This window comes from Sphingomonas sp. LH128 (assembly GCF_000293195.2).
GTDB classification, from domain to species: Bacteria; Pseudomonadota; Alphaproteobacteria; order Sphingomonadales; family Sphingomonadaceae; genus Novosphingobium; species Novosphingobium resinovorum_A.
In genome coordinates, this window is the sequence record NZ_ALVC01000496.1 from 1 (window position 1) to 20602 (window position 20602).

The 20602-nt window shown below is 65.8% G+C and carries 22 protein-coding genes; 12 read left to right on the forward strand and 10 right to left on the reverse strand.

The window, feature by feature from the left end; genetic code table 11:
• Positions 1–277: 2'-5' RNA ligase family protein (locus tag LH128_RS34880; RefSeq protein WP_008833260.1), on the reverse strand; the 277-nt coding region annotated here is incomplete at its 3' end.
• Positions 278–372: 95 nt separating this feature from the next.
• On the opposite strand from LH128_RS34880, the gene LH128_RS28965 reads away from it, so the two are divergent.
• Positions 373–783, forward strand: coding sequence for a hypothetical protein (locus LH128_RS28965; RefSeq protein ID WP_008833261.1), 411 nt, complete (start codon positions 373–375; stop codon positions 781–783).
• A gap of 1 nt (position 784) precedes the next feature.
• Here the strand turns inward: LH128_RS28965 and mltG are convergent, their stop codons facing one another.
• The 4 genes from mltG to aspS all read right to left on the reverse strand — a co-directional run bounded on the left by mltG (position 785) and on the right by aspS (position 5537).
• Complete coding sequence (gene mltG, locus LH128_RS28970; protein ID WP_008833262.1) at positions 785–1759, reverse strand: endolytic transglycosylase MltG; 975 nt, start codon at positions 1757–1759, stop codon at positions 785–787.
• Positions 1760–1763: 4 nt separating this feature from the next.
• Entirely contained in the window at positions 1764–3023 is a 1260-nt protein-coding gene (fabF, locus tag LH128_RS28975; protein ID WP_008833263.1) for a beta-ketoacyl-ACP synthase II, read from the reverse strand.
• A gap of 179 nt (positions 3024–3202) precedes the next feature.
• A complete protein-coding gene (locus LH128_RS28980; RefSeq protein WP_007679564.1) occupies positions 3203–3439 on the reverse strand; it encodes an acyl carrier protein in 237 nt (78 codons plus the stop codon).
• A 289-nt stretch (positions 3440–3728) separates the two neighbouring features.
• On the reverse strand, positions 3729–5537 hold the full coding sequence (gene aspS, locus LH128_RS28985; protein WP_008833264.1) for an aspartate--tRNA ligase: 1809 nt from the start codon (positions 5535–5537) through the stop codon (positions 3729–3731).
• Between the two features lie 270 nt (positions 5538–5807).
• On the opposite strand from aspS, the gene LH128_RS28990 reads away from it, so the two are divergent.
• The 3 genes from LH128_RS28990 (at position 5808) to LH128_RS29000 (ending at position 8486) form a co-directional block, all read left to right on the forward strand.
• Positions 5808–6143 carry a hypothetical protein gene (locus LH128_RS28990; protein ID WP_008833265.1) on the forward strand — a complete coding sequence of 112 codons (336 nt, stop codon included), beginning with the start codon at positions 5808–5810 and terminating at the stop codon, positions 6141–6143.
• Positions 6144–6208: 65 nt separating this feature from the next.
• Positions 6209–7402, forward strand: a complete 1194-nt coding sequence (gene rnd / locus LH128_RS28995) for a ribonuclease D (RefSeq protein ID WP_008833266.1) — start codon at positions 6209–6211, stop codon at positions 7400–7402.
• A 187-nt stretch (positions 7403–7589) separates the two neighbouring features.
• Complete coding sequence (locus LH128_RS29000; RefSeq protein ID WP_008833267.1) at positions 7590–8486, forward strand: hydrogen peroxide-inducible genes activator; 897 nt, start codon at positions 7590–7592, stop codon at positions 8484–8486.
• Positions 8487–8590: 104 nt separating this feature from the next.
• On the opposite strand, the gene LH128_RS29005 is transcribed toward LH128_RS29000, so the two are convergent.
• Complete coding sequence (locus LH128_RS29005; RefSeq protein WP_008833268.1) at positions 8591–9754, reverse strand: MFS transporter; 1164 nt, start codon at positions 9752–9754, stop codon at positions 8591–8593.
• A gap of 134 nt (positions 9755–9888) precedes the next feature.
• Positions 9889–10482 carry a CDP-diacylglycerol--glycerol-3-phosphate 3-phosphatidyltransferase gene (gene pgsA / locus LH128_RS29010; protein WP_008833269.1) on the reverse strand — a complete coding sequence of 198 codons (594 nt, stop codon included), beginning with the start codon at positions 10480–10482 and terminating at the stop codon, positions 9889–9891.
• 122 nt (positions 10483–10604) lie between these two features.
• Here pgsA and LH128_RS29015 point away from each other — a divergent pair, with 122 nt between their 5' ends.
• Entirely contained in the window at positions 10605–11918 is a 1314-nt protein-coding gene (locus tag LH128_RS29015) for an MFS transporter (protein WP_008833270.1), read from the forward strand.
• A gap of 119 nt (positions 11919–12037) precedes the next feature.
• Here the strand turns inward: LH128_RS29015 and LH128_RS29020 are convergent, their stop codons facing one another.
• The 3 genes from LH128_RS29020 to LH128_RS29030 all read right to left on the reverse strand — a co-directional run bounded on the left by LH128_RS29020 (position 12038) and on the right by LH128_RS29030 (position 13122).
• Entirely contained in the window at positions 12038–12247 is a 210-nt protein-coding gene (locus LH128_RS29020; protein WP_231958197.1) for a hypothetical protein, read from the reverse strand.
• Between the two features lie 164 nt (positions 12248–12411).
• Positions 12412–12594: a CsbD family protein gene (locus tag LH128_RS29025; protein ID WP_008833272.1), complete on the reverse strand. Its 183-nt coding sequence runs from the start codon at positions 12592–12594 to the stop codon at positions 12412–12414.
• Between the two features lie 120 nt (positions 12595–12714).
• On the reverse strand, positions 12715–13122 hold the full coding sequence (locus LH128_RS29030; RefSeq protein WP_051211604.1) for an EVE domain-containing protein: 408 nt from the start codon (positions 13120–13122) through the stop codon (positions 12715–12717).
• A gap of 98 nt (positions 13123–13220) precedes the next feature.
• Between LH128_RS29030 and LH128_RS29035 the strand changes: the two genes are divergently transcribed.
• The 7 genes from LH128_RS29035 (at position 13221) to LH128_RS31620 (ending at position 20446) form a co-directional block, all read left to right on the forward strand.
• Positions 13221–14156 carry an isopenicillin N synthase family dioxygenase gene (locus LH128_RS29035; RefSeq protein WP_008833274.1) on the forward strand — a complete coding sequence of 312 codons (936 nt, stop codon included), beginning with the start codon at positions 13221–13223 and terminating at the stop codon, positions 14154–14156.
• Positions 14157–14293: 137 nt separating this feature from the next.
• Positions 14294–15904 (forward strand): putative bifunctional diguanylate cyclase/phosphodiesterase, encoded by a 1611-nt coding sequence (locus tag LH128_RS29040; protein ID WP_008833275.1) that lies wholly within the window; start codon positions 14294–14296, stop codon positions 15902–15904.
• A gap of 171 nt (positions 15905–16075) precedes the next feature.
• A complete protein-coding gene (gene dapF / locus LH128_RS29045; RefSeq protein ID WP_008833276.1) occupies positions 16076–16906 on the forward strand; it encodes a diaminopimelate epimerase in 831 nt (276 codons plus the stop codon).
• A complete protein-coding gene (locus LH128_RS29050) occupies positions 16903–18081 on the forward strand; it encodes a MiaB/RimO family radical SAM methylthiotransferase (RefSeq protein WP_008833277.1) in 1179 nt (392 codons plus the stop codon). The genes dapF and LH128_RS29050 overlap by 4 nt, the downstream gene beginning before the upstream one ends.
• Entirely contained in the window at positions 18078–19031 is a 954-nt protein-coding gene (gene ftsY / locus LH128_RS29055) for a signal recognition particle-docking protein FtsY (RefSeq protein ID WP_008833278.1), read from the forward strand. The genes LH128_RS29050 and ftsY overlap by 4 nt, the downstream gene beginning before the upstream one ends.
• A complete protein-coding gene (locus LH128_RS29060; RefSeq protein WP_008833279.1) occupies positions 19031–19678 on the forward strand; it encodes an inner membrane-spanning protein YciB in 648 nt (215 codons plus the stop codon). Before ftsY ends, LH128_RS29060 begins: the two co-directional genes overlap by 1 nt.
• Positions 19679–19726: 48 nt before the next feature.
• On the forward strand, positions 19727–20446 hold the full coding sequence (locus LH128_RS31620; protein WP_008833280.1) for an alpha/beta family hydrolase: 720 nt from the start codon (positions 19727–19729) through the stop codon (positions 20444–20446).
• Positions 20447–20602: the final 156 nt, after the last annotated feature.

Genomic DNA, 20602 nt, shown 5'->3' on the forward strand with positions numbered 1-20602 from the left:
TCAGCCCCTCGATCCGCGCTGGAGGCGGCGCGGCACGGGCGAGGTCGCTCAGAAGGTCGATCAGTTCCTCTTCGACCGATGGCGGCAGCGCATGGAACAGCGTCACATGGGCGCGCAGGCGATTACGCTCGGGCGGGTAATGCGCACGCCTGAGGGCATCCGCCCAGCCCAGCACGTCGGACGGCAGTTCCGCAGTGACGAGCAAAGGCGCGCCCGCCTTGCGCGGGCCGGTCGCGACCCAGTTTTTGGCGGGCCAGTCAGGCGATTGTTCGGTCATCGTGAAACTCCGCTGCCCTCCCGAATCCGCCCCGATTGCCAGAAAGAACTGCGCAGGGCAAAGTTCGCGCCGGGAGTGCATGAAGGGGGAAGCAGATGCGAACGTTCCGCGTGATCTCGATACTGATCCTGATCTGGAACCTGATCGGCGATGCCGCTTATCTGATGCAGGTCAACGCCGATCTCGACGATGTCGCGAAGACGGACCCGGTCACCGCACAGGCGTTCGGCTCGATGCCCGCATGGGCGTGGGCCGCTTATGCCGTGGCGGTCTGGGGCGGCACGCTGGGCGCGATCCTGCTGCTGATGCGCCGCGAGATCGCCTGGGTGTTCTTCGCCGCGTCGTTGGCGGGCGTGGTGGTGCAGTTCGGCTGGAGTTTCCTCGGCTTCGGGATGATCGCAGCCAAGGGGTGGTCGACGGCGGTTTTCCCCGCCGTGATCTTCGCCATCGCCCTCGCCTCGCTGCTCTATGCGCGGGCGAAGGCGAAGGACGGGACGCTGAGCTAGATTACAGCTCGCCGCGCTCGCGGCGGATGGCAAACCACTTGGCGACATTGCGGTTGTGCTCGGCCAGAGTGCCTGCGAAGGCGTGGCCGCCGGTGCCGTCCGCAACCATGTAGAGCGCGTCGGTCTTGGCCGGGTTCAGCACCGCCGCGATCGATTCGCGGCTGGGGTTGGTGATCGGCCCCTTGGGCAGTCCGACCATCGTGTAGGTGTTGTAGCCGTTGACCGCCTGGATTTCCGACTGGAGGATGCGGCGGCCGAGGCGCTTGCCCTTGGTGATGGGGTAGATGATCGTCGGGTCGGCCTGAAGCAGCATGCCGGTCCGCAGTCGGTTCGAGTAGAGCCCTGCCACCATGCGCCGTTCGGAGGGCTTGCCGGTTTCCTTCTCGACGATCGAGGCGAGGACGATCGCCTGCTCCGGCGTCTTTACGACGAGGCCCTTGGCGCGGTTCGCCCAGAGTTCCTTGAGCGTGCGGCTCATCGCCGCCTGCATGCGCCGCACCAGTTCCTCGCGCGGTTCGCCGTTCTCGAAGTTGTAGGTGTCGGGGAGGATCGAGCCCTCTTCCGGCACCGAAACGTCGCCGGTCAGCGCCGTCTGCGCCTTGAGGCGATCGTAGACCATCACCGAGGGCATGCCTTCGGGGATCGTCACGAAGCGGCGGATGATCTCGTCGCTGGAGATGATCGCCAGCACGGCCGAGGGGCTGGCGTGCGCGGGAATGGCGAACTCGCCCGCCTTGATGCCGCTGCCGCCTCCGAACACGCGGGCGCGCAGCTTGAAGCCGGAAGCGGAGGCGATCACGCCCTGCTTTTCCAGCCTGTCCGCAACGTCCCCAAGGCTGGCGCCGGTGGGGACGACGAAGTGCTTGTCTTCTTCCAGCGGGCCGGAGCCGTACCAGCCGCCGAAGAAGGCCCAGAGGCTCCCGACGAAGAGTACGGCGACGACTGCCGCCAGGCCGCATCCGCGCCGGGAGATCATGAGTTTAGTCGATCTTGCGCATCACGAGGCTGGCGTTGGTACCGCCGAACCCGAAGCTGTTGTTGAGCACGGCGCGCACTTCGCGCTTGCGGGCGACGTGCGGCACGAGGTCGACGCCCTCGCAGCCCTCGTCCGGGTTGTCGAGGTTGAGGGTCGGCGGCACGATCTGGTCGCGCAGCGCAAGGATGCAGAAGATCGATTCGACCGCACCCGCGCCGCCCAGAAGGTGGCCGATGGCCGACTTGGTCGAGCTCATCGAGACATTGCCGATGGCGTCGCCGAACAGGCGGCGCACGGCGCCCAGTTCGATGGTGTCGGCCATGGTCGAGGTGCCGTGGGCGTTGATGTAGTCGATGTCGGCAGGCGTCATGCCGGCCTTCTTCAGCGCCATCTGCATCGAGCGGTAGGCGCCGTCGCCGTCCGGGTGCGGGGCGGTGACGTGGTAGGCGTCGCCCGACAGGCCGTAGCCGATCACTTCGCAGTAGATCTTTGCGCCGCGCGCCTTGGCGTGCTCGTACTCTTCCAGGACGAGGACACCGGCGCCTTCACCCATGACGAAGCCGTCGCGGTCCTTGTCGTAGGGGCGGCTCGCCTGTTCGGGGCGGTCGTTGTAGCTGCAGTTGAGCGCACGGGCCTGCGCGAAACCGGCGATGCCGATCGGACAGACGGTCGATTCGGCGCCGCCCGCCAGCATGATGTCGGCGTCGCCGTCCTTGATCATACGCGCGGCGTCGCCGATCGAGTGCGCGCCGGTCGAGCAGGCGGTGACGACCGCGTGGTTCGGACCCTTGAGGCCGTACTTGATCGAGACCTGGCCCGAGATCAGGTTGATGAGGCGGCCATGGACGAAGTGCGGCGAGACGCGGCCGGGGCCTTTGTCAGCCAGCACCAGCGATTCGCTTTCGATGCCCGGCAGGCCGCCGATGCCCGAACCGATCGAGCAGCCGGCCATGAGCTTGTCTTCCTCGCTCATGTCGGTCAGGCCCGCGTCCTCGAGCGCCTGGCCTGCAGCGTCGATGCCGAAGACGATGAAGGGATCGACTTGGCGCTGGATCTTGTGATCGACGCGCTTGCCGGCGTCGAAGCCGTATTCGTGATCGGCGGGCTTCACTTCGCACGCGATCAGGCACTTCTGGCCCGTCGTGTCGAACTTGGTGATCGGACCTGCGCCCGACTTGCTCGCGAGGATGTTGGCCCAAACGGTCTCCACGTCAGCGCCCAGGGGGGTGACGAGACCAAGTCCGGTTACGACGACACGACGCATATGCTCTCCGAAAATCTCAAATGGCCGCATCCGGTCGTCGGGAAACCGACGGCCCGAAAACGGCGACAGGCCCGCCCCCTTAAAGGGCGAGCCTGCCGATTTCAATCCGGTGTTGCATTCACGCCCCACCCCTCACGAGCGGAGCGCCGAAATGCAGGCCCGAAATCAGACCGAAGGGATTAACCCTTGTTCTCTTCGATGTACTTGATGGCATCGGAGACGGTGCTGATCTTCTCGGCGGCATCGTCCGGAATCTCGACGCCGAATTCTTCCTCGAACGCCATGACCAGCTCGACGATGTCGAGCGAGTCGGCGCCCAGATCGTCGATGAAGCTGGCGTCCTCGGTGACCTTCTCGGCTTCAACGCCGAGGTGCTCGACGACGATCTTCTTAACCCGATCGGCGGTATCGCTCATTTGTATAGACCCCTTCGAAAATAGGCGGGTTTGAATTACGCTAGTCGCCCTAAAGACTGGGCGGCGCGCTGGCAAGAGCCTTGGGGCGGCAGTGATCGCTGATGAGCCTCGCGTTATCCACGGTTGACGGCAGAAAGCGCCCTTGCGGCCAAGGCTCCTCCCCGAGCTTGCCTTGGGGAGGTGGCAGCGCGTCAGCGCTGACGGAGGGGGAATGCCTCACCTCTTCCCCTCCACCACCGCCGGCGGAGGCGGTCCCGCTCCCCGAGACAAGTTCGGGGAGGAATGGGTTTTACTCCGCCGCCTTGGCGGGCGCAGCCTGCTTGACCGGCTCCACCACGCGCAAGTGCAGTTCGCGCAGCTGCTTGGGCTCGGCGTGGCTCGGCGCGTTCATGAGGAGGTCCTCGGCGCGCTGGTTCATCGGGAACAGCGTGATCTCGCGCAGGTTCTGCGCGCCGCACAGCAGCATCACGATGCGATCCACACCGGCGGCCATGCCGCCATGCGGCGGCGCGCCGTACTGGAACGCGCGGTAGAGGCCGCCAAAGCGATCCTCCACGTCCGCTTGCGTCAGGCCGGTCATCTCGAAGGCCTTGACCATCAGCTCGGGCGACTGGTTGCGGATCGAACCCGAAGCGATCTCGAAGCCGTTGCAGACGAGGTCATACTGGTAGGCCTTGATCGTCAGCGGATCCTGGTTCTGCAACGCGTCCATCCCGCCCTGCGGCATCGAGAACGGGTTGTGCGCGAAGTCGACCTTCTTGTTGTCCTCGTCCCATTCGTAGAACGGGAAATCGACGATCCAGCACAGCTCGAAGCGGTCCTTGTCGATCAGGCCCAGCTGCTCGCCAACGCGGGTGCGCGCGAGGCCCGCCAGCTTGGCGGCCTGCTCTTCCTTGCCCGCGGCGAAGAACACGCCGTCGTTCGGGCCAAGGCCGAGCGCGGCGATCAGCGCGGCGGTCTTTTCCTCGCCGTGGTTCTTGGCGATCGGACCGCCGGGGACGCCGTCCTTGATGTTGATGTAGCCGAGGCCCGAATAGCCCTCGCCGCGTGCCCAGACGTTCATGTCGTCGAAGAACTTGCGGCTGCCCGCGCCTGCGCCCGGAGCCGGGATCGCACGGATCGTGCCGCCATTGGCGACGATGCCCGCGAAAATGCCGAAGCCCGAGTCGACGAAGTGCTCCGTCACGTCCTTGATCAGCAGCGGGTTGCGCAAGTCCGGCTTGTCCGAACCGTAGTCCAGCATCGCCTGCGCGTGCGGGATGCGACGGAACTCACCGGCCGGGGTGACCGGCTTGTCGCCCGCGAACTCGGCGAAGGTGGCGCGCAGCACCGGCTCCATCGTTTCCCAGACTTCTTCCTGGGTGACGAAGCTCATTTCGAGGTCGAGCTGGTAGAATTCGCCCGGCAGACGGTCGGCGCGCGGGTCCTCGTCGCGGAAGCAGGGTGCGATCTGGAAGTAGCGGTCGAACCCCGCGACCATCAGCAGCTGCTTGTACTGCTGCGGTGCCTGCGGCAGCGCGTAAAACTTTCCGGCGTGGATGCGGCTGGGCACCAGGAAGTCGCGTGCGCCTTCGGGGCTGGAAGCGGTCAGGATCGGCGTCGAATATTCGGTGAAACCGGTGTCTTCCATGCGGCGGCGCATGTCGCGGATGATCTGCGTGCGCTTGACGATGTTGGCGTGCAGCGTCTCACGGCGCAGGTCGAGGAAGCGGTACTTGAGGCGGATGTCCTCCGGGTACTCCTGCTCGCCGGCGACCGGCATCGGCAGTTCCTCGGCCTTGCCCAGCACGGTGGCGACGCGGGCATAGACCTCGATCTCGCCGGTGGCGAGGTTGGGGTTCACGGTGCCTTCGGTGCGCGCCTTCACGGTGCCCTCGATCGTCACGACGCTTTCCGCGCGCAGCGAATCGAGTACGGCGAGCGCCGGGCTGTCGCTGTCGGTCACGACCTGGGTGATGCCGTAATGATCGCGCAGGTCGACGAACAGCACGCCGCCATGGTCACGCTTGCGATGGACCCAGCCCGAGAGGCGGACGGTCTGGCCGACCTCAGCCGCGCTCAGGGCGCCGCAGGTGTGGGAGCGGTAGGGATGGGTCATGACGGGCTCTTTTGGTCGAATGGAATAGTTGCGGCCCCACTAAAGGAGTGCCGCAGCGATTGCCAGATGGGGATTCGCGTAAAATCCCCGTCATCCCGGCGCAGGCCGGGAACGCTTGCGGTCTTCAGGCATTGGCCGGGAGCCTCGATGCAAGGTGGGCTGTTCATCGCCAGCGGTGCCGGCCTGCGCCGGGATGACGGCGGTAACTCCAAATAAACCATTTGGCGATTATGCTCCCGCGCACGGGTCGCCACACCAAAAAACCGGGAAATGCAGATGTTTGCTGACGGCAAGCTGGACGAAACCATCTTCCACCCGACCGACGAAGAGAAAGCGGCGCAGTACCAGGAATGGGCCGACGCACCGGTTTCCGCGCCTGCGAGCGCTTCGGTCGAGGCCGAATTTCCGGCCATGCTCGACTTGCGCGAACTCGCCGATCCGGAAGCGGACCCGGGATATGAACCCGAGGGCCTGTACCTTCCCCTCCCCTATGGTCACACCACCGGATCGCAGTTGCGCCGCCGCTTCGTGACGGCCGAGAGCATCGCCGAACTGGCCGACGTCAAAAAGCCCAGCCTGTGGCAGCGGCTCCTCGGTCGGAAATAAACTGCGACAAAACGGTAACACGGGGCGTTGATCCCCCGCGCGGTTAGGCGTAACGCCCTCGTTCAATGAAAATTCACCCGCTGATAACGAAAACCGAAGATCTTGCCGCCCTGTGCGAGCGTCTCGCGAAGTCCGATTTCGTGAGCGTCGACACGGAGTTCATGCGCGAGAACACCTATTGGCCCGAACTCTGCCTCGTGCAGATCGCCAATACCGAGGAAGCTGCCGCGATCGACCCGCTGGCGGACGGCCTCGACATGACTCCGCTGCTGGATCTGCTGACGCAGAACGAGGACGTCCTCAAGGTCTTCCACGCGGGCGGTCAGGACGTGGAGATCATCTTCAACTTCACCGGCCGCACCCCGCACCCGATCTTCGACACCCAGATCGCGATGATGGCGATCAGCCAGTCCGAGCAGATCGGCTATTCCAACCTCGTCGAATCGTGGCAGGGCCTGACGATCGACAAGGGCGCCCGCTTCACAGACTGGTCGCGCCGCCCGCTAACCGACCGCCAGATCGAATACGCGATCGGCGACGTCACGCATCTTTCCAAGATCTTCCCCAAGATCCTCAAGCGCCTGATCAAGACCGGGCGCGGTGCCTGGCTGGACCAGGAGATGGAAAAGCTGGCCGATCCGGAAAACTACCGGAACGACCCCAAGGAAGCCTGGCACCGGATCAAGGCGCCGGGCCGCAACCCGCAAGTGCTTGGCCGCCTGCGCGCGATCGCCGAATGGCGAGAACTGGAAGCGCAGGGCAAGAACATCCCGCGCGGCCGCATCGCCCGTGACGAGACGCTGGCCGACATCGCCAGTCACCCGCCCAAGAGCCAGGCCGACCTCGCCAAAGTGCGCGGCCTCTCGCAAGGCTGGAAGGACAATGAAATCGGCCGCCGCCTGATGACCGCCATCGCCAAGGCGGAGCCGCTGACCGACGACGAGATGCCCGCCCGCGCCCCGCGCGGCGCGCCGCTCGGCAAGGAAGGCTCGCTGGTCGCCGACCTGCTCAAGCTGCTGCTCAAGATCCGTGCCCGTGAAATCGATGCCGCGGCCCGCCTGCTGGCGCGCAGCGACGAACTGGAACTGCTCGCGGCGGGCGTTCGCAAGAACCTCAGCCTGCTGCAGGGCTGGCGCTACGACGTGTTCGGCCGCGATGCGCTCGATCTCGTCGAGGGCAAGCTCGCCTTCGCGGTGGAGAACGGCAAGCTCAAGATGACGCGCGTGGAAGACGTCGTCGACGATACGGTGGCCGAATAAGCCCACCCCGCTGCGACTAGGTCCTCCGGACCAAGTCTCGCTCCCCTCCCGCTTGCGGGAGGGGCAACGCTGCGATTTTTCCGCCCCTCCCGCTTGCGGGAGGGGCCGGGGGTGGGCTCCCTTCCTCCTTCTTCCGCATTGCACAACGCCGCTTGGCGAACCGCTCCCACCGTGCAATAGCCACCACATGACCGTCTACCAACCGACGCTCAAGCAGCTCCAGTATCTCGTCTCGCTCCACGAGCACGGCCATTTCGGCCGTGCCGCCGATGCCTGCTTCGTGTCGCAATCGACACTGTCGGCGGGTCTGCGCGATCTGGAAACGCTGCTTGGCGTAGTCCTCGTGGAGCGCACCAAGCGCGCCGTCCGCTTCACGCCGCTGGGCAATGCCGTGGTCGAGAAGGCCCACCGCATCCTGCGCGAGACGGAGGAACTGTCCGAACTCGTCCAGTCCAGCGGCAAGCCGCTCTCGGGCGAAGTGCGCATGAGCGTGATCCCGACGATCGCGCCGTTCCTGCTGCCCCGGATGCTGCCACGCCTGCGCCGCGAACGCCCGAATCTCAAGCTCTTCCTGCGCGAGGAACCGAGCCAGGCGGCGATGGAATCGCTCCACCATGGCCGCGCCGACTGCGTGCTGCTCGCCCTGCCCTATGCGACCGGCGAGGTGGAGAAGGAGACGATCGAACTCGACGCCTTCTTCGTCGCCTTCCCCCGCGACGATCCGCGCGATCCGCCCGCCGAAGTCAGCCCCGACGTGATCGACGAGAACCGCCTGCTCCTGCTCGAGGACGGGCACTGCCTCAAGGACCATGCCCTCGCCGCCTGCAACCGGCCCGAACTGCGGGCCAGCGCGACGATGATCGGCACCTCGCTGCATACGCTGGTGCAAATGGTCGACAACGGGCTGGGCCTGACGATGCTGCCGGAAATGGCGCTCGACGCAGGGATTCTCAATGGAACCAACGTCGTCGCCCGGCCGCTGATCTCGCCCAACGCGAATCGCGAGATCACGCTGGTGTGGCGCAAGAATTCCCCGCGTGCAGAGGAATTCCGGATGCTGGCGGACGAGTTGCGGGCTGGTTGACCTGGCTTTGTAGCCTGAGGGGGCTTCGACAAGCTCAGCCTGAGCGGTATTGAGAGCCAGTCCTTGAACCCCGCTCAGGCTGAGCTTGTCGAAGCCCCGGCGTCCTAGCGCCGCCGCAGCACCTGCAGCGCCACGCCGAGCACCGAAATGCCGATCCCGAGCGCCGAGACCCCGCTCCAGCCCCACTCGTGCCATGCCGCCGTCGCCGCGCCCGAACTGGCCGCCCCGGCCAGAAACATCATCGCCATGTAGACGGTGTTGATGCGTGAGCGCGCCTCAGGCCGCAGCGCGTAGATGATGCTCTGGTTGGAGATCTGGCTGAGCTGCACCGCCACGTCGAGCACAAGCACGCCCACGATCAGCCCGGCGATCGAATGCCAGAAACCGAAGATCAGCCACGCCGCCAGCGTCATCACCGTGCCCAGCACGATGGCGGGATGCGGACCGCGACGGTCGGCGAGTCGTCCTGCGACCGGTGCTGCGAGCACGCCCGCGGCACCGACGATACCGAACAGTCCCGCAGCTTCCGGCCCAAGGTCGAAGTGCTCCTGCAGGCGCAGGGCAAGAATGGTCCAGAACACGCTGAAGACGCCGAACTGGCAGCACTGGGTATAAGTCGCCAGCCGCAGCGCGGGAAATTCGCGCCACAGACTCCAGAGCGAGCGCAGCAGGCCGACATAGCCGAGTCCGGTGTCTTGCGGACGACTGCGCGGAAGCTGGAACGCCATGAGCAGTGCGGTCAAAAGCGCCAGTGGAACCGCGAGCCAGAACATCTCCCGCCACCCGAGCGTTCCGGCAACGAAGCCCGCCAGCGTACGGCTGAGCAGGATACCGCACAGGAGACCGGCCATCACCGTGCCGACGATTGCGCCACGCTTCTCGTCAGGGGCGAGATTCGCCGCGAACGGCACGATCTGCTGCGCAACCGAAGCGAGCAGCCCGACCAGCAGCGATGCGGCCAGCACCAGCCCGGCACTCGGCGCGACGGCGACGAGTGCCAGCGCGGCGGTCAGCGCCAGGCATTGCAGCACGATCAGCCTCCGCCGCTCCACCAGATCGCCAAGCGGCACCAACACGACGAGGCCGAAGGCGTAACCGAGCTGCGTCGCGGTCGGCACGTAAGTCGCCGCCGCACCCGCAAGGTCGCGCTCCATCAGCCCGATCATCGGCTGGTTGTAGTAGATGTTGGCGACGGTCAGCCCGGCAGCGACGGCCAGCGAGAAGACGACCGGGCGACTGGGGCCGCCGACGGCACTGGACGCCGACATGGTGCTGGACGCGACGGTAATGGTGAAATCCTTCGTGCTGTAGCCCCCGCTCCAAGCGCAAATGGCCCTCGAGCCGCGTCAGACCAAGTGCGGGGAACGCAAGTCCGCTTGCCCGCACCGCAAACGCAAGGGGTTCAGTCCATGTGCTTGAGGCCGACCCGCAGGTAGTCCCAGCCCGTCACCACCGTCAGTGCGGCGGCCGCCCACAGCGTCGTCAGGCCCACGGTATGCGGCACGTTGATTACCAGCGCGCCGAGGTCGAGATTCCACCACGGCATCGCCACGCCAAGGATCAGCGCCCCCAGGCAGATCAGCTGGAACGTCGTCTTCCACTTCGCAAGGCGACTGACCGGCACCGAAACCTGCAGCCCCCCAAGAAACTCACGCAGGCCCGACACGGCGATCTCACGCACGAGGATGACGAGGCCCGCGATCACGTGCATGTCGCCCACGAAAGGCCCACGCAGGATGCCTTGCGCGGTCAGCACCAGAATCACCGTCGCCACCATGATCTTGTCGGCGATAGGGTCGAGGAATACGCCCAGCTTCGACACCGTCCCGCTCGAACGAGCAAGATAGCCGTCGAAATAGTCGGTGAGTCCCATCAGGCAGTAAAGCCCGAAAGCCAGTCCGTACCCGAATTCCCATCTGGGCCACCAGAGCAGGAAGGCCAGCAACGGAAGGGCGACGATGCGTGAAAGCGTCAGGATGTTCGGCAGAGTCAGCATGATGGGAATGCCATAGCCCGCAATCGCTACGGGAATAAAGTGGTGAACAGGGCTTGTGCCCCCGCCCCATGCCATTAAGTGTCCCGACGACCAATGAGCAAGGCCGGCGGCATACTTAGATCATGACCACGACGACCCAACTCATCCGGGCGCGACGTTTTCTCCCCCTTTTCGTCACCCAGCTTCTGGGCGCGTTCAACGACAACCTGTTCAAGAACGCGATGGTGCTCTTCGTCGTCTACGAGGTGTACCACTCGGAAGGCCAGGAGGCGCGGTTCAGCGCGATGGCCTCGGCGATCTTCATCATCCCCTTCTTCCTGCTCTCGGCGCTGGCCGGACAGCTGGCCGACATGCGCGACAAGGCGAAGCTGATTCGCATCATCAAGGCCTGCGAGATCGGCATCATGCTGGTCGGCGGCGCGGGCCTTGCCCTTGCGTGGCAGGGGCAGGCGCTCGACGCCGTGGCCATCCCGCTGATGCTGCTGGCGCTGTTCGCGATGGGCGTTCACTCGACCTTCTTCGGACCGATCAAGTACGCGATCCTGCCGCAGCACCTGAAGGACGGCGAAGTCCTCTCCGGCACCGGGCTGGTCGAAGCAGGTACGTACATCGCCGTACTCGCCGGCACGATCGTCGCAGGCTGGATCAGCGTCGACGCCGCCGCGATCGGCGTGATCGTCGTCGCCGTCATCGGCTGGTTCGCCGGACGACAGGTCCCCTCCGCCCCGCCGCTGGGCAAAATCGAGCCGCTCGACTACCACGTCATCCGCGCTTCCGTGCGCCTCGTGCGCACCACGATGCAGGACCGCCGCGTGTTCCTTGCCATCTGCGCGATCAGCTTCTTCTGGGCGATCGGCACCGTGCTGTTCGTGCAGTTCCCGCCGCTCGCCAAGAACATGCTGATGGCCAGCAAGGAAGTGGCCAGCCTGTTCCTCGTGATCTTCTCGGTCGGCGTCGCAATCGGGTCGATGGCGATCAATGCGCTGCTCAAGGGCACCGTTTCCGCGCGCTGGTCGCCGATCTCGGTGATCGGCATGGGCGTGTTCCTCGTCGCCTTCCAGCAGGTCTGCCGCATCTGGCCGCCGCATAGCGGAACGGGAACGCTGATGGACGTGGGCATCTTCGTCGTGCAGCCGCTGGCGATCCCGCTGATGCTGACCTTGCTGGGCATCGCCATCTGCGGCGGTATGTTCGTGGTGCCGCTTTACGCCTTCCTCACCACCTTCGTGCCCAAGTCGCAGACCGCGCGCACGATTGCCGCAAACAACATCGTCAATTCGGGCGCGATGGTCGTCGGTTCGCTGGCGACCGGTGTAATGACGCTGATGGGCGTTGCGGTGGCGCAGCAGCTTCTGGTCGTCTCGCTGTGCTGCGTCGCCTCGGCCTGGCTGGGATACCTGCTGTTCCGCGCCGAGAAGTGCCCCAGCGTGGGTTGAGGCGCACATTTTTCGTAATTGCGAGCGTAGCGAAGCAATCCAGGGCAGTGTCCAGCCGCTCTGGATTGCTTCGCTACGCTCGCAATTACGCTACAGGTAAATGGCGACGTCTCGCCGTATCAGGCGATGAACAGGGTGATCGCCACGAAACTCGCGCAGTAGGCGGTCAGAAACCCCCGCCAGTCGCCGCCGCTGAGGCGCCATTTGCGCGCGGCCTCCACATCTTCGTCTTCCTCCTCAAGCGATTCGGTGAAGACGTGGGGCGGCAGTGAGCGGCGGAACCAGTGCCCGGCCGACTCCTGCGTGAGGACGAGTGCGCGACGTGTCATGCTTCGCATAAGTCACGCATTAACGATTTGTTTACCATTGCGCAAAGCGCTTGGCGAACCCTTCCCGAAACGGGACGATTCGTTCTTGCAAGCATCGGAAACCCAAAGAAAAAGGGCCGCCCTAAGGCAGCCCTCTCGCTGGTTTCCGTCAGGAAGAGGTTAGGTCAGACCCGGTCGCCGAGCGCGCCCTTGACCTTGCCGATGCCCTGCTGAAGCTCGCCCTTCTTTTCCTGGGCCTTGCCTTCTGCCTGCTGGGCCGGGTCGTTGCGCGCCTTGCCTGCGGCCTGCTTGACGTTACCGGCAATCTCGTTGCCCAGGCCCTTCACGGTGTCCTTGAGTTCACCCACGGCGGTATCTCCTTAGCTCGGCGGCGAAACATCTCGCTGCCGTCACGTGAAGAGAACACGCTGCTCCGCCGCTAAGTTTCGTACGCCTGCGCCGAGGCGTGCCTTAGCGGCGATATGTCGTCACTCCCCTGCCAGCCCCAGCACGTAGTCCCACTCCTGCGGCGTCACCACACCCACCGACAGGCGCGAGAACTTCACCAGTTCCATCTCCGCCAGCTTGGGATCGCCCTTCACTTGCGCGAGTGTCACCGGCCGCTTCAGCTTGCGCACCGGCTTCACCTTGACCGCCGCCCACTTGCCCTCGGAATCGCTGGGATCGGTGATCCCGGCCTTGCTCACCGTAGCGATGCCGACGATCTCCTTGCCGATGTTGGAGTGGTAGAAGAACACCTCGTCTCCCACTTCCATGGCGCGCAGGTTGTTGGCGGCGCGGTGGTTGCGCACGCCGTCCCATGTGCCCTCGCCTTCCTTCACAAGATCGTTCCAGCCGTAAGCATCGGGTTCAGACTTCATCAGCCAGTATGCCATGCCCGCACCTTCCATCGTAAATTTCCGGCCCGAATTAGACTGTGACGGCCGGGGCGCCTAAAGGGGCGGCATACCGACTCGTTACGGATTGCACTACCATGGACCTCGCACAAATCCCCGTCCTCAGCCTCGTGGCCGACAGCGCCGACCTGCCCGCGCGCATCGGCGAGAGCTTCCGCACCTTCGGCTTCGCGATGATCCGCGACCACGGTATCGACCAGTCGCTGATCGACCAGGCCTGGGCCAGGACCGAGGAATTCTTCGCCCTCCCGGTCGAGACCAAGCAGAAATACTTCATCCCCGGCCAGGGCGGCGCGCGCGGCTATACGCCGTTCCGCACCGAAGTCGCCAAGGGCGCCAAAGAGAAGGACCTCAAGGAATTCTGGCACGTCGGCCGCGACGTTCCCGCCGATTCGCCGCTCGCCGCCTCGATGCCGCCGAACATCTGGCCGACCGAGGTTGAAGGCTTCGAAGAGACCTTCCGCGAACTCTACGCCCAGTTCGACGAGGCCGGCGCCAAGGTGCTCTCAGCGATCGCCGTCGACCTCGGCCTCGATGCGGGTTGGTTCGACGCAGGGATCGAGGACGGCAACTCGGTGATGCGCCTGCTGCACTACCCGCCGGTTTCCGCTGAATCCGGAGGCGCCATCCGTGCCGGCGCGCATGAGGACATCAACCTCATCACCCTGCTGCTCGGCGCACAGGAAGCGGGCCTCGAACTGCTGAGCAAGGACGGTCGCTGGCTCTCGGTCGCGCCGCCCGAAGGCGCCATCGTCGTCAACATCGGCGACATGCTGCAGCGCCTGACCAACCACGTGCTGCCCTCGACCACGCACCGCGTCCGCAACCCCGAGGGCGCGCGTGCCGGGCACAGCCGCTACTCGATGCCGTTCTTCCTCCACCTGCGCAGCGACTTCCGCTTCGTCACCCTGCCCGAGTGCGTGAGCGACGAGAACCCGGACCGCTACCCGGTCTCGATCACCGCCGACGACTACCTGCAGGAGCGCCTGCGCGAGATCGGTCTGAAGATGTGAACGGCGCCGATTAAAACTCTGTAATAGCCCAAGCCCCGGCCCGCTGATGCAGGCCGGGGCTTTTTCGTTAACTGATATTTCAGAGGAACTGCGTAGCTCCAACGGCTTACAAGCCACGCCCTTGGAGGGGCCATTTCGTGCACGCAGCAAGTATCCTTTCCTCCCGGCGTGACACGGAAGGCAGCGAGGTCGACATCGTCGCTTTCGGCATCGTTACCGCGGCGATCATTCTTTTCGTCGCCACCGGCAGCGAAATCGGCCCGGCGGTCGTCAATTCGCTCGCCGGACAGGGGCCGGGGCCGGACCATTTCCTGCTCAACGCCTTCCTGCTCAACATCGCGATCATCATCTTCGGCTGGAGCCGCTACCGCGAACTGTGCGACGAGATCATGCTGCGCCGCGCCGCCGAGCGTGAAGCGCGGCGTCTAGCCGAAACCGATTCGCTCACCGGCTTCCACAACCGCCGCAGCTTCAACCTGAGCGTCGACGCGCTGATCGATCGCAGCGCGACGGCCGGGCGGGCCGTGGCAGTGCTGATGATCGATCTCGACAACTTCAAACAGGTCAACGACTACAACGGCCACGCCACCGGCGACCGCCTGCTGGTGGAATGCGCCCGCCGCATCACCGCCGCGCTTCCAGAAGGCACCATCGTCGGCCGCATCGGCGGCGACGAATTCGCCGTAGCCGTTCCGTTCGAGCCCCGTCACAGCGAAACCGTCGACAGCATCGCCGCCGCGCTGGTCCAGGCCATCGCCGAGGGCTCGCGCATCAGCAACGCGACGATCGACGTCACCGCCTCGATCGGCCTCGCCCGCGCCGAATCACGCACCACGTCCTCGCCCGCGCTGCTGGAGATGGCCGACGTCGCGATGTACCACGCCAAGCGACAGGGCCGGAACCAGTTCTCGTGGTTCGAGCCGCAGATGGCGCACGAGATGCGTTTCCGCGCCGACCTAGAGGCAGGCATCCGCCAAGGCATTCCGCGCGGCGAATTCGTACCGTTCTACGAACAGCAGGTGGATCTGGAGACCGGCGAACTCACCGGATTCGAGATGCTGGCACGTTGGGATTCGCCGCAGTTCGGCATCGTCGCGCCTGACATCTTCATCCCCGTCGCCGAAGAGATCGGCGCGATCACCGAACTCTCGCGCAGCGTGATCGCACAGGCGCTGGAAGACGCGAAACTGTGGGACCCGAAGCTGACGCTGGCGGTCAACATCTCGCCCATCCAGCTGCGCGACCCGTGGTTCGCCCAGAAACTCCTGCGCATGCTGGTGGAGGCCAACTTCCCGCCGCAGCGGCTGGAGATCGAGATCACCGAAAGCTGCCTCCACCAGAACCTGGGCCAGGTACGCACGCTGGTGACCAGCCTCAAGAACCAGGGCATCCGCATCAGCCTCGACGATTTCGGCACCGGCTACAGCTCGATCGGGCAGCTCAAGCAGCTGCCGTTCGACCGCATCAAGATCGACCGCAGCTTCGTCTCCAGCATGCTCGACGACGAGGACAGCGCCGCCATCGTCCGCGCCGTGGCGACGCTGGGCGAAGGGCTGCACATGCCGGTAACGGCCGAGGGGATCGAGACGCAGGCCGTGCTCGACCACTTGCGCCAGTACGGCGGGATCACCGGCCAGGGCTATCTGTACGGCCGCCCCCGCCCCGCGGCCGAACTCGGCGAATGGCTGGGTGAGGAACCCAAGACCGAAGTCGCCCCGGATGATACACCGGAAGTGAAGCGCGCCTGACGTCGTCCCGGACCTGATCCGGGACCGCTTGCCTTGAGCGACCTTGCTCTCGGCAAGGCGTCTCGCCGACCGCATCCGCCTAAAGACAGCCACCGGTCCCGGATCAAGTCCGGGACGACGAAAACGGCAGGGGAAATTGACCTTCCCCCCCGCACCACCTAAATCGCGCGCATGCGGATCGACTTCACCAAGATGCACGGCCTGGGCAACGACTTCATCGTGCTCGACGGCCGCGTGCACGCGCTGCCCCCGGTGGACGCCGCCTTCGCCTCGGCGCTGGCGGACCGCCACACCGGGATCGGCTGCGACCAGCTCATCGTCCTCGAACCCTCGATGGACGCCGATTTCCGCATGCGCATCTTCAACGCCGACGGCAGCGAGGTCGAGGCTTGCGGCAACGCCACGCGCGCGGTCGGCCTGCTGCACGGTGAACCCGCCCGGATCGAGACGCTCGGCGGGCTCGTCATCTCCACGCCCACCGATGGCGGCATCAGCGTCCAGATGGGCAAGCCGCGCTTCGACTGGAACGCGATCCCCCTCGCCTACGCCATGGACACTCACGCCATGCCCGTCGCGTGGGAGGAACTGGTGAACCCGATCGCGGTCAACGTCGGCAACCCGCACGTCATCTTTTTCGTCGCCGATCCCTACGCGATCGACATGGCCCGCATCGGCCCGATGATCGAGACCGACCCGCTGTTCCCCGAGCGCATCAACGTCAACGTAGCTGGCATCACCGCGCGAGACGCGATCACCCTGCGCGTGTGGGAGCGCGGCGCGGGCCTCACGCGCGCCTGCGGCACCGGCGCCTGCGCCACCGCGATCGGCGCGATGAAGCGCGGCCTCGTCGACCGCCGCGTCACCGTGACGCTGCCCGGCGGCCCGCTGGTGATCGAGTGGCGCGAGGACAACGAGATCGTCATGACCGGCCCCGCGACCGAAGCCTTCCGCGGTTCGTTCGACGCCGCCGATTTCGGAGCGCACATCAGGATCGCCATTTGACCGTCGAGGTCCATTCGCTCGGCTGCCGCCTGAACCTCGCCGAGAGCGAGACCCTGCGCGGGATGCTGGGTGAGGCGGACGACCTCGTCGTCATCAACTCCTGCGCGGTCACGGCGGAAGCCGTGCGCCAGACCCGCCAGGCCATCCGTCGCGCCCGCAAGGCCCGTCCCGACGCGCGCCTCCTCGTCACCGGCTGCGCGGCCGAAGTCGAGCGCGAGGCGCTAGCGGCGATGCCCGAGGTGGACGGCCTCATCGCCAACACCGCCAAGCTCGACCCGCGCGCCTGGAACGTGCCGCTCGCCACGCGAGCGCCGGAAACCCGCGCCCACACCCGCGCCTTCGTGCAGGTACAGAACGGCTGCGACCACGCCTGCACCTTCTGCGTCATCCCGCAAGGCCGAGGCCCGAGCCGCTCGCGCACCGTCACGCAAGTGCTGGACGACGTGGCCCGCCACCTCGACGCAGGCGTACAGGAAGTGATCCTCACCGGCGTCGATCTCACCTCATGGGGCGACGACCTGCCCGGAGAGCCGCGCCTCGGTACGCTGGCAGAAGCGATCCTTACCCGCTTCCCCGGCCTGCCGCGCTTGCGCCTCTCCTCGATCGACGGCGCCGAAGTGGACGACCTGCTGTTCGACCTCCTCGCCTCCGAGGCGCGGGTCATGCCCCATGTGCACCTCTCGCTGCAGCACGGCCACGACCTGATCCTCAAGCGCATGAAGCGCCGCCACTCGCGCGCCGACGCGGTGAACCTCGTTGCAGCCCTGCGCGCTCGCCGCCCGGAGATCGCCATCGGTGCCGATCTCATCGCCGGTTTCCCCACCGAGGACGACGAGGCGCACGCCGCCAACCTGTCGATCATCGAGGCGCTGGGTGTCGTCCACGGCCACGTTTTCCCCTACTCGCAGCGCCCCGGCACCCCCGCCGCGCGCATGCCGCAGGTGGAGCACGCGACGATCCGCGCCCGCGCCGCGCAGTTGCGCGCAAAGGTCGCGGAAACCCGCGCATCGTGGCTTGCCGCGCATCTGGGCTTGCCGCTATGGGTGCTCGCCGAAAGGGGCGGGAGCGGCCACGCGGCCGACTTCGCGCCCGTCCGGGTTCCCCCCGGCACGCCGCCCGGCGCGCTGGTGGAAGTGACCCCGACCCGAATTGTCGAAGGAATGCTGGAAGCATGAGTACCCCTGACCCCCAGCAAAACGAGGGGGCATCAAGCGACTGGTCCGACCGTCTCTTCGGAGGCTTTCGCCAGACCTCGCAGCGCCTCGCGGGCAACCTCGCGGGCCTTGGCGGCGGCACCCGTCTGACCTCGGCGCAGCTCGATGCGCTGGAAGACGCGCTCATCATGTCCGACCTCGGCCCCCGCGCCGCCGCCCGCATCCGTGACCGGCTGGCCGAGGAGCGCTTCGAGCGCGACGCGGATGAACGCGCCATCATGGAAGTCGTCGCGCGCGAGATCGCCGAAATCCTGCGCCCGGTCGCCAAGCCGCTCGACATCGTCGCCTTCCCGCGCCCGCAGGTGATCCTCGTGATCGGCGTCAACGGCTCGGGCAAGACCACCACGATCGCCAAGCTGGCGCACCTGTTCCAGGAGCAGGACTATTCGGTCATGCTGGCAGCCGGAGACACCTTCCGCGCCGCCGCGATCGGCCAGCTCAAGGTCTGGGCGGAGCGCCTCTCGATCCCGATCGTAACCGGTCCCGAGGGCGGCGACCCCGCCTCGATCGTGTTCGACGGCCTCAAGGCCGCGACCGAGCAGGGCATCGACGCGCTGATCGTCGACACCGCCGGGCGCCTCCAGAACAAGCGCGAACTGATGGACGAACTGGCCAAGATCCGCCGCGTCCTCGGCCGCCTGAACCCCGCCGCGCCGCATGACGTGGTGCTGGTGCTGGACGCCACCAACGGCCAGAACGCGCTCTCGCAGATCGAGATATTCAAGGAAGTGGCTGGCGTTTCCGGGCTCATCATGACCAAGCTCGACGGCACCGCGCGCGGCGGTGTCCTCGTCGCGGCGGCGGAGCAGTACGGGTTGCCGATCCATGCCATCGGCGTCGGCGAAAAGATCGACGACTTGCGCCCCTTCAACCCCGACCTGCTCGCGCGGGTCATCGCGGGGATCGCGTGATGAGCGCCGATGCTGCCAAGAAGCCCAAATCCAGCTGGCTGAACCTCGTCGTCGATTTCGGGCCGCTGCTGGTGTTCTTCCTCGCCTACCGGCACTTCTCGCCCGAGGGCGACGGCAATTCGATCGCCACCGTCACCGCCGTCATCAAGGGCACGATCGCCTTCATGGTCGCGACCGTGGCGGCGCTGGTCGTGTCGAAGTGGCGGCTCGGCCATGTCTCGCCGATGCTGTGGCTGACGACGGTGCTGATCCTCGGCTTCGGCGCGCTGACGGTGGTGTTCCGCAATGCGATCTTCATCCAGCTCAAGCCCACCGCCGTCTACCTGATGTTCTCGGCCGTGCTGTTCTTCGGGCTGTGGCGCGGCAAGGCGATGCTCAAGTACCTGCTGCAGGCCGCCTTCGAGGGGCTGGACGACGCCGGCTGGATGATCCTGTCGCGCAACTGGGCGTGGTTCTTCCTGGTGCTGGCGGTGCTGAACACGGTGCTGGTCTATACCGTCAGCTTCGACACGTGGCTGCAGGCCAAGCTCTGGGGCTTCACGGTGCTTTCGTTCCTGTTCACGTTCTCGCAGCTGCCGATGGTGCTGAAGCACGGCATGGGCGAAAGCGCGAAGGAAGAACTGGTCGAGAACCCGCCGCACGATTGAACTCGACCTACCGTCCGCGACATCAGGCCGTCCGCGCGCAGAGGGCGCATGCATCACATCACCCCGCCTGCCCGCACGATCATCGTCGTGGGCCGCACCGACAAGACCCGCGATTCGGGCGATATCCAACGCATCCTGCTGATGCTGGAAGCACAAGGGTTCAAGGTGCACTGGTTCGTATCCGACTATACCCGGTCTTACGAGGACATCGGTGCGCGCATCGTCGCCAGATGGCCCCGACTGTGCTGGCGGGACCGCGACACCGCGCCGCGCCGCATGCTACGCATGCTGCTGCGGCTCGTGCTGGTGGTGCTGGATCAGCACCGCTACGACCACCTCTACACATTCCTCCCCGGCCGGTCTGCCAACGACGCGCGGCAATTGCGACGAATGCTGGATGCGATGGGTGATCATGCCGCCTGCATCGTGACACATTCTGCAGGCGGCATCTCGGCCACCAGTGTCGCCGATCATCGCGCAATCGCCCGCATCGTCTGCTTCGCGTACCCGTTCCGGCATCCGGAGCGCCAGCCACAAGCCTACCGGACGGCGCACCTGCCTGCCGTCACCAAGCCGCTGCTGATCGTCCAGGGCGATGCCGACGACTATGGCGCCGACCCGTCCGACTTCCGACGCCACCTGCCCCCGAGCGCGCGCGTGGTATCGCTCGCCTGCGGTCATGACTGCGACCGACTACGATCCTCCGAGTTCAGCCGCGCGTGGGCGGCGGTTTCCGGTTTCTTGGAGATGCAGTCCGAACAGACATGAGGGTGTTCCCGAAAACCTGCGTCTTTCCTACAAAGGTACGGCCACGATACTGTCGGCAGCCGCTCAGGCCATGAGCGGACCGCGAATGCACATAGTGACACCTTGTTGTAATGCAGGCGCGCACAAAAAAAGCCTCCGCCCAAGGACGGAGGCTTC